Genomic DNA, 13,378 nt, shown 5'->3' with positions numbered 1-13,378 from the left:
CTGGGGGCAACAGCGATCGGAAGAATGATCCGCAGGCGTAGTGGTGCTTGATCTACAGAATATTAAGTCCACTTCTTTATTCATTCTTTAGAAATGATGTGTACAATAACAAGATAGACATTTTTATAGCTAGTTCTTGGAGGGTGTACGGGTATGGCAAACGAAACGATCCTATTGGTGGATGATGAAGAAGAAATCATTGCTTTTATACAAGATTCGCTGGAGCTAGAAGGCTACCATGTATTGACTGCCGCTAACGGGCGGGATGCCTTAATCCAGAGCAAACAGCAGCCTTCGCTGATAATACTCGATGTGATGATGCCTGAGATGAACGGCATTGAAGTATGCGAACAGCTTAGGGAAACAACGCAATGTCCCATTGTATTTCTAAGCGCCTGTCAGAGTGAAGTGGACCGTATTAGAGGTTTGGCCGCGGGCGGAGATGACTATCTGCTTAAACCCTTCAGCCTCGCTGAATTAAAAGCTAGAATCCATGCCCATCTGCGGAGAGAGCAGAGAATCCATATGCAAATAGAACAAGGTGTCCTTCGATTCCCATCCTTAACGATTGATTGCAAAGGACATACCGTGAATTGCAATGGACACAACATTCCTCTTACAAATAAAGAGTATCTGATCGTAGAATTGTTGGCCATGCATCAGGGCCAGGTTTTTTCCAGGGAACAAATCTATGAGAAATTATGGGGATTCGATGCGATGGGTGACGATTCCACGATCACGGAGCATATCAAGAAAGTCCGGGCTAAGCTGGCCGCTCACACACAAGACCGTACCTATATTCAAACGGTATGGGGCATCGGTTACAAATGGGATCCCAAATGACCAAACAACGTTCCATAAAAAATACGTTTGCCCGACACTTCGTCTCCATTCTGACCTTCAGTTTAGTGGCTACTCTGTTGACTTGGGGATTTCTAGCGCTGCTGCTCGGCTACTTGTTCAACCATAACGTTGCGCACCCGGCGAATCATTACGAAACGAAAATTCCTGCCATAACACAGTACGCGAAAACCCGCGGCGATTCTATCATGGATAAGCAGGGGCAGGCAAGTTTAGAGAAGCTCATCCCTTCCCAAGGCATGAACTATCTTGTTGTGTCACCTGCAGGTGAGACTCTGTACGGAGATCTCAAGATTAAAGAATCACTCACCGGGCAGAAAATAATAGCGCGCTTGAACCAGACGCACAGCAACCTCAACCAGGTTGTTAAATACACGCCCGTTTTATCCCAAAATGGAGAATTCATAGGTGCTCTTCTGCTGGGATACAATCTCAAAGTGACTGCAGATGATCCAGCGCTTAATCCTATGGTAACCATAGGGTTCCTAACCTTTTTTTAACGCCATTTCTGTATATCATTTTGTTCACCTTCATATTTGGAAGGCGGTTCAGCCGGATGATCAGCACTCCTTTGCAGCAGCTGCTGCAAGGAGCTGAAATGATTAAGACGAGAAATTTACGGTTCTCTATGACCGGAACGTCATCTATAACGGAAGTCAACCGACTGACGAATGCCTTTGAAGACATGCGTCAGGAGCTGGAGCAATCCATAACGCGGGAGTGGAGATTGGAACAAGAAAGAAGCACCATGTTTGCAGCACTTGCCCACGACCTGCGTACACCGCTTACGATTATTCAAGGGCATGTCGAGGGCATGGAGCAGATGAAGGGTGAATTCTATGCTGCCAAAAGAGCACAATATTTGCAAGTGATCAGGCGAAATACCATTCGTGCTTCAAAACTGCTGCAGGATATGAACACCATAACAGAACTTGAGAAGATGTCGTTCCGTCTTCAGCCGCTCCCCGTAGATATTGAGGAATTGGCGAATGATAAAACACCCGAATACGCCGCATTATGCAAGGACAAATGCATCGCCTTTCATACTGAAATTAACGATAACCGAACGCTCAAAACTCCTGTTATCCTCGATCCGTATCGCATCATTCAGGTCCTCGATAACCTTGTCTCCAACAGTATTCGGTATGCGTCGCCTGAAACCGGTGTAATTCTATGGCAGATTGAAATCACCAGGCAGCAGGTGTTAATGGCTATTTCAGATAATGGAACAGGCTTTGGAGAGACGCAAGATCTGCAGCAGGTATTCAAGCAGTTTTATCAAGGGGAGGGTCATTCCTCCAGGCAAAAAGGACACTCAGGTCTTGGATTGTATATTGCCAAGCTGCTGATTCAGCATCATGGAGGAGAGATTTATGCGGAGAATAATCCATCTGGCGGGGCAACCGTTCGTTTTACCTTGCCCATCCAAGAAACATGATCGTCCCCCTGCAAAAATAAAGAGGCCCCCTTATGATCCAATGGATCAAGGGGGCCTCATCGTTATACCTTCAACCGATATATTGCCTTATTATCAAGCCCGCGGATCATCGGTGTCCAAGGCTCCGTTTCAATTGTTGTATCCAGTGCATCTTCTACCATTTGCAGTTTGGCATCCAGATTGTCGATGTGGTGTAGAGCTACGGCTTCGGCCGTTTGCGGCTGGACCGGACTCCCCCACTCTCCCAGATTATGATGGGAAAGCACGAGATGCTGCAAACCTAGTACAACTTCGGATTCCAGCGGGATATCCAGCGAAATGGCGGCCTCCACAATCCAGTTGGAGGCAAGAGCTATATGCCCGATCAGCTTTCCATGGTTGCTATAGTCCGTAACGACACCCATCTGTGCGATCATCTCTTCCGGCTTGGCGATATCATGGAGGATAATACCCGCCTTGATCAAATCCGGATTCAAGAATGGCCGCTGCTTGCAGATGAAATCGCCGATTTCGAGCATGCGGACGATATGATAGGCAAGTCCTGCGTAATAGGCGTGATGATAGGTTTTCGCTGCTGGATAATGCATCAGCTTCTCTTCTACCTTCGAGACACAGTACTGCACGATGCTTCGTGTTTGCGGCTCTCTTATCTCATTCACGGTCAGATTAATCGTATGCACCAGGTCAACGGGACGGATCGGTGCAGCCCGCACATAATCGGTTAGGGAAACGCCATCTGCTTCGGTGGCCTTGCGAATCCGACTGATTTTGACCTGCGGCTGATCCCTATAACTCAGAACGGTACCCTGAATTTTGACTAATTGCATCGGCAGAAATGTTTCCTTGTCCTGAACCGTCACATCCCAGTATTTCGCCGATATTTGCCCGCTGGCATCCGCAAGGATGATATCGAAGTAATCCTTTGGCGGTGTACCGTTGGTCTGCCTCATATTCAATTCTTTTAATAAATAAAAACCGACAATTTCCTCTTGTATACTAAGTTTATTTATAGCCTTCATCTGGTTCCTCCCTGAACATCCTGAATAATCATTCTCTTCTTCTGTATTAAACAATAGGCATGATAACCTAACTATAACAAACTCTCTCAATTGGGGTCTATGTCATCTCACAGCACGGCAGAATTCTATGACATATCCTGTTTGACCAAGCTGGAAGACTTGGCGCTGAAATACAAAAAACACGCCTTCGAAGGCGTGTTTTGTAGGTTTGCAGTCATCTTGTCATTTCAGGATTTCCAAGCGCTAGGGTGATCTTCCCTCACCATGTCCAACTCCACAGCATTTGCGTTGCTCTCTACCTGCTCCACACTTTTGCAACCTGGGATTACACAGCTGACCGCCGGATGCTTCAAACACCAGGCCAAGGCCCACTGTGCCATATTCACGCCTTCCGGCACTTCACTTTTCTTAATCTCTTCCACGAGCTTCAGCTTCATATCAATCTCATCCTGATCGCGGTTCTTACGTACATTATCACTGAATACCGTCCCCGGCTTGTATTTACCACTTAAGTAGCCACTCGCAAGCGGAACACGCGCCAATACACCAAGATCCTGCTTTATGCATGAAGAGAAGACCTCTTCCTCCGGCGCTTGATCCAAACGGTTATACACCACTTGAATCGCTTTGGCATTTAGCTCTGAAGCCCTGTCGGTTTGATAGATATTGCGGTTGCTGCCGATCGAAATGCCAAGATTGCGAATCGTTCCCGCCTGAACCTGCTTATCCAGCATCGTCCACATATCATCTTGATTGAACACTTCATCCGAGCCGGAATGAAATTGATACAGATCGATGTAATCCGTGCGGAGTGCTTTAAGGGATTCCTCCAGCTGAAGCTGGATCTGATTAACGTCCCAAGCATTTTCCCACTTTGCGTGCCACTGATGACCAAACTTCGAAGCAATGACCCAATCCTCCCGGCGGTCACGCGACAAGAAATCTCCGATGAAATTTTCGGACATATGGTGAGGTCCATAGCACTCAGCCGTATCGATCAAATTGATTCCGCGTTCCTTCGCATGGTTCAAGATGGCGTCCACTTCTTTTTGATTAAAATCCTTTCCCCAGTCACCGCCAAATTGCCATGTTCCTACACCTATTACCGAAACCCGTAAATCGGTTTTCCCAAGACGTCTGTATTTCACTGAACTCACCCCTACTCATCAATTTATACACTACGCGCCTATATCTTATTTGAAATTGAAACCGTTTGCAAATATGGGTAACTGGCACTCTCTCTCGCCTAACATCATAATTTCGTTCTCTCACTAAAGATTTGACTGTTTAATAAGCAATTGTTATGGTGAACCCTATTATACGTCATCGATTCTTTCACTATCATCATTCGGAATAAGAAAGGGGGCCCTTGGCATGAATTCTCGTACGATAGAACGCCGAATGCCTGTAATTAAAGAAAGTCTGAAAGCAAAGACGTCCAATGATTTTCAGAGAATCATTCATGAATTTCTTCCTACTGATCTGGCATTCGTACATAGCCGATTAAGCGACACCGAACAGTTCCATTTTTTACAGTTTCTTAATGTGGAACAGCTTACGGACTTGATCCTGATTATGGATCACGACAAGCAAATTGACTTGTTCCACAAGCTGGGTAAAGAAAAAACAGCTCTCGTGTTGGATTGGATGAATAATGAGGATCTTGCGGTTCTGCTCGAAGACCTGTCAATCCAGCAAAAAACAGAACTCCTTGAGGGGATGCGCGAAGAGGAGTCCCAATTTGTATTGAATATGATAGAGTACCCGTCTGAAACCGCAGGCCGGATCATGACCAACCGTTATGTGTGGATTCCGCAGCATTACACCGTTTCAGAAGTGGTAGATAAGCTAAAAAGCTATGCCTCCATTTCGGAAACAATCAACTATCTGTATGTGATAGATGAGGAAAGGAAGCTGCTGGGCGTCGTCTCATACAGAGGACTTATTCTGGCTGAGCCGGACGAATATATCGTGGAAATTATGCACAGCCCCGTTCTGTCCGTACCCGTGGATACAGATCAGGAAGAAGTGGCATTCCTTATCCAAAAATACAATATGGTTGCCATCCCGGTCGTAGAGAAGGATGAGCGGCTTGTCGGCATCGTTACGGTCGACGAAGTCCTCGATATCATCGTCATGGAAGCGGATGAAGATTTTCGCAAAATGAACGCCACCGGAGGTAAGACCATTGATTTCAACACCAAAGCAACCGTTGCTGCTTATCGGAGATTGCCATGGCTGATTCTGCTTTTATTCATCGGTCTGATCTCAGGGACCATTATTTCCAGATTTGAAGAGACGCTGGCCCAGGTTGTAGCCTTGGCCTTCTTCATGCCTATGATTGCAGGGATGACAGGGAATACCGGTACACAGTCCCTCGCTGTCATTGTGCGCGGACTGACAACAAAGAAATTGTCCAGATCTGTGGTAATCCGGCTGTTAGTCAGAGAGCTGAGGGTCGGTTTGATGATCGGGGTAATATGCGGAATTCTGATCGCACTGATCGCCTACCTCTGGCAGGGCAATATGTATCTTGGGTTCGTGGTCGGAAGCTCATTAATTGCAACGCTTATCGTGGGTACGATGGCCGGCACAATCATTCCATTGATCCTGTATAAATTCAAGGTTGATCCAGCTGTTGCCTCAGGCCCATTGATCACAACGATTAATGATATCCTTTCGCTTGTTATTTATTTCGGCATAGCGACCATGTTCCTGTCTTACATGTAACTGGCTGAACAAATAGCAATCCTGCTTGGTAAAAGAGACTTTCGGTGCAAGTGCTGGAGGTCTCTTTTGGCCTTCCTGATTAGAAAAGATCTAATATTTTTAGGTGAAATACCTAATTTTCTTAGGTTTAAGGTGCAATAAGCGTCTGATAAAATAACATGAGAAGCGCTTACAATGTATTGAATCAAGGAGGAACCGTGATGATCAAGCCCGTACAGCCTAACGAACCGATTGTAACTCATATCTATACCGCCGATCCTTCTGCCCACGTATTCGAGGGTAAGATTTATATTTATCCTTCCCATGACCTCGATCACGAGAACACATCCAATGATAACGGGGACCAATATGACATGGAAGACTATCATGTTCTTTCAATGGATGATGTGAATACTCCATGCGTGGACCATGGCGAAGCACTGCATATCAAGGATGTTCCATGGGCCAAGAAACAGATGTGGGCACCGGATGCCGCTTATAAGAACGACACTTACTACTTGTATTTTCCTGCAAGAGATCATGACGATATATTCCGTATAGGAGTGGCTACAAGCTCCTCCCCTTCTGGCCCCTTTAAGGCTGAACCCAACTATATTCCGGGAAGTTACAGCATTGATCCCGCCGTATTCATTGATGATGATAACCGAGCCTACTTGTACTTCGGCGGCCTTTGGGGCGGGCAATTGGAGCAATGGCAGACCGAAGCGCATATTCCGAATGCGGAAGGACCTGCAGCTGATGCACCTGCCATCGGTCCGCGGGTTGCGGAACTAAGTGACGATATACTTACTTTCAAGGATGCTCCCCGGGAGATATCCATTACCGATGAGAATGGCGAGCCGATTGTAGCAGGAGATGAAGAACGCAGATATTTTGAAGGTCCCTGGGTTCACAAATACAAGGGCACCTACTATCTGTCATACTCTACCGGTTCAACGCACAAAATCGTCTACGGCACGAGTCAAAGCCCAATGGGGCCATTTGAGTTTAAAGGGACGATCCTTACACCTGTTATCGGTTGGACTACGCATCATTCTATCGTTCAGTTCCAGGATAAATGGTACCTCTTCTATCATGACAGCTCCCTTTCGGGAGGAGCAGACAATAAACGCAGCGTGAAATTTACGGAATTGACCTACAATGAGGACGGCACCATTCAAACCATTGATCCGTACGGTAAATAAAACAAAACAAGGCTGAAACCCTGGATTCGGGGTTCAGCCTTGTTATTTCTATATGTTAATTGTAATGTTCCGCTTCCAGAAGAAGAGATAATTTACATACCTTTTTTATACATGGAATACGAGTATACAGTCGGAACAACTACAAGCACTACCACAATCGGGATGATCGCTAAAGCAATATTTAACTTTAGAAATGTCGTCATAATGATGAGCGTTCCACCTATCATCCATAGATAACCTGCAAAACGATGTGTTCTGTTCCAGTTATCCTCATTATGCAGCGTCCATGGAAGCTTAATGCCCATCGTATAGTTCTGTTTGGTCTTCGGCATATAATTTCCGACTACTATAATTAGAATGCCCACAAGCGCCGGAGCAATCGTCTCAATCGGCAGATCAGCACCCATGGCCTTAAATAGCGTAACGGGCATGATAATAACTGACAATACGGGAATCATCCATAAACCAATCCATCTTACTGCGGGAGCAGCGTTCATCTTCTTAGGATCATTGTTAACGACGATATGCACAACGAAGTTAATCACAGCCATGAGGACCGGGAGCCCGAACACAGCTATAGCTTTTGGTAAATAATTATCCGGGTTGCCTGCGCTGTTCCAATGAACAGCCATTTGTTCGGGCAATTGGTCATACAGTGTGATCGATAAAATAATCGGCAATAAACATCCCAGCGTGGTCATAATGAGTGTGGAGCTATTCTTTTTCCCCATCTTGTTTCCCCCCGTTAAATTGTGAGAACCATAACATAATTTCTTCAAAGACCGACACATTAATTTCGTAGTAAACATAATTCTTGTATTTTGATTCAAATATCAGCCCAGCCTTCTTCAGCTGCGATAGATGATACGAAATAGTTGCGCCGGTCATATCGAAATGCTGACCAATCTCACCTGCTGACATTTTGCCGCGCTTAAGCATAACCAGAATTTCGCGCCTTACCGGATCAGATAACGCCTTGAATGTTTCAGGAAACCCCAATTTGCATCACCCGTATTTCTATTTAGAATTTCTTCTAAATACATTATCGCTCAATCCCATACAGATTTCAATATCTATTTCGAAAAAAATCTAAATAGAGGCAAAAAACCATACTGACAAACCTCAATCCTAGGAACTTCCGGAACTATCCAGCTCATACCTTAATAAACAACAAAAGTCCACCTCGGATCAGCATAAACTCTAATCCTCAGCAGACTTTCTTATTGTAAGGCTATTTATCGAGTACCTTCTCTAATACCGGGAAGCCCATGGCTCGCCCAGGATAATTCACCTCCCCCCGCAGATCGTACCCCAAACCTTGATACAGCTTGAGCGCAGCCGTATTCTTGGCATAGGTGTCCAGTCGGAGGCTTTTGTAACCACCACGTAAGGCAAATTCCTCGGAGAAGGCAATCAATTTTCGCGCCACACCCTGTCCTTGTGCTTCTGGGTCAACGGCAAGGCGATGCATCATCAAGTGAGGTCCTTCTATCTGCTTCCAGTTAATGTTCTGGTACTGTTCATCCTGTGATTCGTCTAGGACAATAATTCCCAAGATCCGGCCTTCACCCTCAACTACAAACAACGTTCCACGCTGTAAATCCCCCCCGATAACTTCCCGGTTCGGATACTGATCATCCCATTGATCGCTGCCTCCAGCCTGCATGACCTTAACACAGCGGGCAATCAAAGCCGTGATTTCCTGAAGATCTTCTGTGTTTCCTATCCGTATGTTCATATTCATCGATGCACCTACTGTTGTTTTTTTAGAACAGTTTACTATGTTTTGACCGCTGCAACAACATATGACCATACAGCTCGAAAACATCCTATTTAAGCAATGTAAGAGTCACCTCTATCGAATTGTTGATGAATGAGCGGTCCGGACGGGATTTCAACATCACAGTCAGACCAATTAACGATATGATGAGCGCTTGGGATAAAGCTTTGGCGTTCGTATCGCTCGCAAGCTCACCCGATTGGATGCCCCGTTCGATGGTTTCTTGAAATATAACGGCCAGGTACATCTGATGCTCCCTTGTGAGAATTTCAAATTTCTCATCATGTGGCGCAAGCTCGACCATCGTGTTGATGCAGAAACATCCTCGGCTGGGGCTATCGGAGTATTCCTCTTCGACTACATTATCAAAAAAGGCTCGAAACGCCTCCCTGACCGATTGATGACTTTGCAGCCTGGTTCGCGTCTCGGAAGCACGCGAACTCGTATACTTCCGCAGGGCTGTTTCAAACAGTTCCTTTTTGTCTCCAAAGGCTGAATATATACTGGGCCGTTGAATGCCCATTCTGGAAGTCAAGTCGCTTAATGAGGTAGCCTCATATCCCTTCTCCCAAAATAGCTGCATCGCGGCATCTAGTACTTTCTCTTCATCAAATTCGCGAACTCGTCCCATAATGGATTACCTCTCGTTATTGTTAGTTTAAGGAGAATGCCGTGATCATAACGGCGTGTAAATAACTCGTATTAAATACCAATCAGTATAAATAATTTTATGATGTACTGCTTCTTTTGTCAAACCCCGAATTTTCTTATACATACCAACGTTAGAACAATTACAAGTTACTACACCAATCATTCAAAATTAACATATTGACAAGAAATATCATCGCAGGATATATTTATCGGGAGTTATATCATACCGATCGGTATACAAAAAAACAAAAGGGGTAGATGCTCAGAAATGGATGAGATGATAGAACGAAAAGCGGTCCCTAACAACACTAGGGCGAAAACATCACAGGGGACGGTAACCTCAGCAGAATCCGTTGCTCGCCTCCCTTTAACTCGTTACGTGACGTTACTGTTTGCGATAGCTTGCGGAATATCGGTTGCCAATATCTATTTCGCTCAGCCGCTGCTCGATCAGCTGTCGTTTGAGTTTGGCATTGACTATTCGATCATTGGAATTCTTATTACCACCACTCAAGTCTTTTATGCGTTGGGACTGCTTCTGTTGGTACCGCTAGGAGATTTGCTGAATCAGCGCCAATTGATTCTCAGCCAGATGACAGTCTCCATGATAGCATTGGTTATCGTTGGGACTGCTTCCTCCGGCTCCATGCTCTTTGCAGGATTGGCTTTGGTCGGGTTGCTTGCTGTTGTGACGCAGACCATTGTAGCGTTCGCGGCGACCATAGCTGCCCCTGCTGAACAAGGGCGTGTCGTTGGTACAGTAACCAGCGGCATTGTAATCGGCATTCTTCTGGCACGAACCGTTGCCGGAGTTTTGAAGGATCTTGCAGGATGGCGTTCAGTTTATCTGGCTTCTGCTGCACTGATGCTTCTTGTGATTTATGCATTATACAAGGCACTTCCAAATGTAAAGCATGAGGATAAGTCAATATCCTATCCTCAACTGCTTAAGTCCGTACTGATGCTGTTCGTACAAGAACGGCTGTTACGCATCCGTGCTGTTCTGGCTATGCTCATCTTCACTGTCTTCAGCATTTTATGGACACCATTAGTGCTGCCTCTCAGTGCGCCACCCTTATCTCTTTCACATACAGCCATCGGGGCGTTTGGCCTCGTGGGTGTCGTAGGAGCTTTGGCTGCGGCCAAGGCCGGCAAGCTAGCCGATCGAGGTTATGGACAGCGAACGACAGGAATCGCGTTGTTCCTTCTAGTACTATCATGGCTGCCCATCAGCTATACAGAACGGACACTGTTCGCATTGGTCATTGGCATTATTCTGCTGGACTTGGCGGTGCAGGCCGTGCATGTCACGAATCAGAGCATGATCTTCGCTTTGCGTCCCAAAGCACGCAGTCGACTCGTTGGCGCTTATATGATTTTTTATTCTATCGGAAGTGCCGCAGGCTCCATTGCTTCGACCCATGTTTACGCAAAGTACGGCTGGAATGGAGTATCTGTGTTAGGGGCTTCAGTCAGCGCTTTTGCGCTTGTGTTTTGGATTATGACCAAAGGTACTAAGGATGACTTATCACGATAATGATTGCAACTTAAAGGAGAGAAATCATATAGAGATTGGTAACAGATTCGGTTGGCCAGTGCGGTGACGGTGCTTTCTTCAGCTGATCCAGTGCGTGTATTTCAGGATGTTGCCACGCTGGATAGTATTTCAAATGGACGTGCGGAGATTATAGCCGGACGGGGTTCTTTTATCGAATCTTTTCCATTGTTCGGATATGACTTGAATGACTATGATGAGCCGTTCGAAGAACACTTGAAATTGCTTCTTAAGCTCCAGGAATCCGATAAAGTAACCTGAACAGGCGGACACCGACCAGCAATTAACAATTTAGGCGTGTACCCACGGCCTGTTCAAAACCCTTTGCCTGTATGGATAGGCAGCGAAGGCAGACAGAATTCCGCCATCCGTGCAGGTTTGTTAGGGCTGCTGCTTATGCTAGCGATCATTGGCGGAAGCCCGATGAATTTTGAACCGCTTGCGCAGCTTTATAAGAGAGCAGCGGCGCATGCTGGTCATGATGTATCACGGCTTCAGGTGATGTGAGTGGCTTTATCCAGAAAAGCAAAAGATACGCCATGGGCGTGTCTTCCTCGCGCTATTCTTATGAAGTTGTCCCAAGGATTACTTCACCTGACGTCTTATTCCAGGACATCGGGATGCCAAGCTTGGATGTGATCAACTCCAATGGAAACATGCTCGTATTGGACAGAAATGGAACGTTGGTGTCCTCTCGCGTCACCTTACCGTTTACCAATACAACCGCCGGGTCACTGGACTTAATGGATACGGTGTTGCCACCATATGAGAAAGACCAGACTGGATATCGATAATTACCATGTTTTGGATCGGGATTAGATTGTCCGCGCGTTACTTTTACCCCAAGCGCTTCAAATACACTATTATACGGTACATACAGTTTGCCTTTTACAACGGCAGATGAACCGTAGAAGCTAATCTCTTGTCCATTTACCGTCCAAGATAAAGGAGGCTGTACCAAGACTGGCTTCCCATCATGCTCGTTAAGTGAACCGCTGCCTTGATATTGCTCTTCTCCCCAAGCCAGCAGTTGACCGTCCTTATTGGTTGCATAACCTGTACGTCCCTTGCTGCCCCATAATGCTGTTATACCTGTCAAACCTTTCAATTGAAAAGGCTTAGCTGCTGGGTTGTTATAATTCCACTGCCAGACTGTACCATCCTTCTTAAGCATGAATAAACGGTTGTACCCCGTTCTGATCTCCTTGATATCTTTAAGTCCTTTCACCGCAACCGGAGCTTTCTGCTTCGTATTCACATTCCAGTGCAGCACTGTCCCATTCTTATCAAGCAGAAACACGTCATACCAATATGATGCGATTCCGGTAATGGAGGAAGCGACTAGCGGCTTAACCTCGCGAAACTCACTTTCCAGTCGGAATCGATCGTAAAAGCTGTTATATACCGTTATCATGCCAACACTGCCGTCACGGCCGAGAATCAGAGCCTCATGTCCAGCGACGACGATGTTTTGTGCATTCGTGACTCCCTTGATAGGGAAGTACTTTACCGTCATTTTTGTAGGATCATTCGGATCAAAAGTCTCGTTCCATATCGTTGCCGTCCCGTCCTTATGCAATGCGACTGAACCATGGCTGGAAATAGCCAGACTCGCTACATCTTTAAGCCCTTCCAGCTTCATGAGTCCTCCACGCTTCTGGAAAGGCAATAAAGGATCTCCGCTAATATAGGGAGAGTAATATTCACCCCAAGCCCATACGTCACCATTCTTGTCCAACGCAAATGAAGTATGGTTGCCAGCAGCCACCTGAATGATATCCGTTAGACCCGCCACTTGCTTAGGCACCATTTGGTGAATGCTTGTCCCGTCACCAACTTGACCCGACTTGTTGTAACCCCAGGCGGTAACTGAACCGTCATACCATGCAGCTACGCCGTGTCCGCTGCCTCCTGCAACACTAACCGGTTTAGATCTGGAATCTCCATTGACTGCCTTCTCAGCTGCAACAGTGCCTATCGCTGTACAATTGACCATCAATAGGATCGTCATTAACATATAAGCTACCTTACGATTCAATTTCTTCACGAATGTGGCCTCCATTCTCAAATCTTTCTCTAATGGTATATAATACCACACCTAATGAAGGATGAATAAAAAACGATATGTCTAAATACCTGAACCAAATTCCAGGGAATTGT

The 13,378-nt window shown here is 45.9% G+C and carries 13 protein-coding genes and 1 pseudogene; 7 read left to right on the top strand and 7 right to left on the bottom strand.

All coding sequences use genetic code 11. From position 1 onward, the window contains the following. The first annotated feature begins 153 nt into the window (after nt 1-153). Genes ABEQ74_RS17765 through ABEQ74_RS17755 form a run of 3 tightly spaced genes read left to right on the top strand, consistent with a single transcriptional unit; the run spans nt 154 to nt 2,299 of the window. Nucleotides 154-843 carry a response regulator transcription factor gene (locus ABEQ74_RS17765; RefSeq protein WP_430123440.1) on the top strand — a complete coding sequence of 230 codons (690 nt, stop codon included), beginning with the start codon at nt 154-156 and terminating at the stop codon, nt 841-843. Continuing rightward, nucleotides 840-1,361, top strand: coding sequence for a hypothetical protein (locus ABEQ74_RS17760; protein WP_430123439.1), 522 nt, complete (start codon nt 840-842; stop codon nt 1,359-1,361). The genes ABEQ74_RS17765 and ABEQ74_RS17760 overlap by 4 nt, the downstream gene beginning before the upstream one ends. 56 nt (nt 1,362-1,417) lie before the next feature. After that, nucleotides 1,418-2,299 carry a sensor histidine kinase gene (locus tag ABEQ74_RS17755; RefSeq protein WP_430123438.1) on the top strand — a complete coding sequence of 294 codons (882 nt, stop codon included), beginning with the start codon at nt 1,418-1,420 and terminating at the stop codon, nt 2,297-2,299. Between the two features lie 62 nt (nt 2,300-2,361). Here ABEQ74_RS17755 and ABEQ74_RS17750 read toward each other — a convergent pair whose 3' ends face one another. Both ABEQ74_RS17750 and ABEQ74_RS17745 read right to left on the bottom strand, forming a co-directional pair. Next, on the bottom strand, nt 2,362-3,318 hold the full coding sequence (locus ABEQ74_RS17750) for a 3'-5' exoribonuclease YhaM family protein (protein WP_430123437.1): 957 nt from the start codon (nt 3,316-3,318) through the stop codon (nt 2,362-2,364). A gap of 227 nt (nt 3,319-3,545) precedes the next feature. Further along, the gene (locus tag ABEQ74_RS17745; protein WP_430123436.1) at nt 3,546-4,466 is read right to left on the bottom strand and encodes an aldo/keto reductase; all 921 of its coding nucleotides are present in this window, start codon (nt 4,464-4,466) and stop codon (nt 3,546-3,548) included. Nucleotides 4,467-4,692: 226 nt separating this feature from the next. On the opposite strand from ABEQ74_RS17745, the gene mgtE reads away from it, so the two are divergent. Next, nucleotides 4,693-6,048 (top strand): magnesium transporter, encoded by a 1,356-nt coding sequence (mgtE, locus tag ABEQ74_RS17740; protein WP_430123435.1) that lies wholly within the window; start codon nt 4,693-4,695, stop codon nt 6,046-6,048. 200 nt (nt 6,049-6,248) lie between these two features. Next, nucleotides 6,249-7,232 carry a glycoside hydrolase family 43 protein gene (locus tag ABEQ74_RS17735; protein WP_430123434.1) on the top strand — a complete coding sequence of 328 codons (984 nt, stop codon included), beginning with the start codon at nt 6,249-6,251 and terminating at the stop codon, nt 7,230-7,232. Between the two features lie 92 nt (nt 7,233-7,324). Here ABEQ74_RS17735 and ABEQ74_RS17730 read toward each other — a convergent pair whose 3' ends face one another. From ABEQ74_RS17730 to ABEQ74_RS17715, 4 genes are all read right to left on the bottom strand, one after another. Further along, nucleotides 7,325-7,963 carry an SdpI family protein gene (locus ABEQ74_RS17730; protein WP_430123433.1) on the bottom strand — a complete coding sequence of 213 codons (639 nt, stop codon included), beginning with the start codon at nt 7,961-7,963 and terminating at the stop codon, nt 7,325-7,327. Continuing rightward, nucleotides 7,947-8,231 carry an autorepressor SdpR family transcription factor gene (locus tag ABEQ74_RS17725; RefSeq protein WP_053492049.1) on the bottom strand — a complete coding sequence of 95 codons (285 nt, stop codon included), beginning with the start codon at nt 8,229-8,231 and terminating at the stop codon, nt 7,947-7,949. Before ABEQ74_RS17725 ends, ABEQ74_RS17730 begins: the two co-directional genes overlap by 17 nt. A gap of 232 nt (nt 8,232-8,463) precedes the next feature. After that, nucleotides 8,464-8,970: an N-acetyltransferase family protein gene (locus ABEQ74_RS17720; RefSeq protein ID WP_430123432.1), complete on the bottom strand. Its 507-nt coding sequence runs from the start codon at nt 8,968-8,970 to the stop codon at nt 8,464-8,466. A 91-nt stretch (nt 8,971-9,061) separates the two neighbouring features. Beyond that, the gene (locus ABEQ74_RS17715; protein ID WP_430123431.1) at nt 9,062-9,643 is read right to left on the bottom strand and encodes a TetR/AcrR family transcriptional regulator; all 582 of its coding nucleotides are present in this window, start codon (nt 9,641-9,643) and stop codon (nt 9,062-9,064) included. Nucleotides 9,644-9,931: 288 nt separating this feature from the next. On the opposite strand from ABEQ74_RS17715, the gene ABEQ74_RS17710 reads away from it, so the two are divergent. Together ABEQ74_RS17710 and ABEQ74_RS17705 are read left to right on the top strand one after the other, a co-directional pair. Further along, nucleotides 9,932-11,200 carry an MFS transporter gene (locus tag ABEQ74_RS17710; protein ID WP_430123430.1) on the top strand — a complete coding sequence of 423 codons (1,269 nt, stop codon included), beginning with the start codon at nt 9,932-9,934 and terminating at the stop codon, nt 11,198-11,200. A 42-nt stretch (nt 11,201-11,242) separates the two neighbouring features. Beyond that, nucleotides 11,243-11,719: pseudogene (locus tag ABEQ74_RS17705) on the top strand (LLM class flavin-dependent oxidoreductase); the annotation flags it as partial. Nucleotides 11,720-11,783: 64 nt separating this feature from the next. Here ABEQ74_RS17705 and ABEQ74_RS17700 read toward each other — a convergent pair. Then, nucleotides 11,784-13,265: a stalk domain-containing protein gene (locus tag ABEQ74_RS17700; RefSeq protein WP_430123429.1), complete on the bottom strand. Its 1,482-nt coding sequence runs from the start codon at nt 13,263-13,265 to the stop codon at nt 11,784-11,786. Nucleotides 13,266-13,378: the final 113 nt, after the last annotated feature.

It is taken from the genome of Paenibacillus solani (assembly GCF_050475945.1).
In the GTDB taxonomy this organism is placed as follows: domain Bacteria; phylum Bacillota; class Bacilli; order Paenibacillales; family Paenibacillaceae; genus Paenibacillus_AQ; species Paenibacillus_AQ solani_A.
This window is presented reverse-complemented; position numbering and strand designations above follow the sequence as displayed.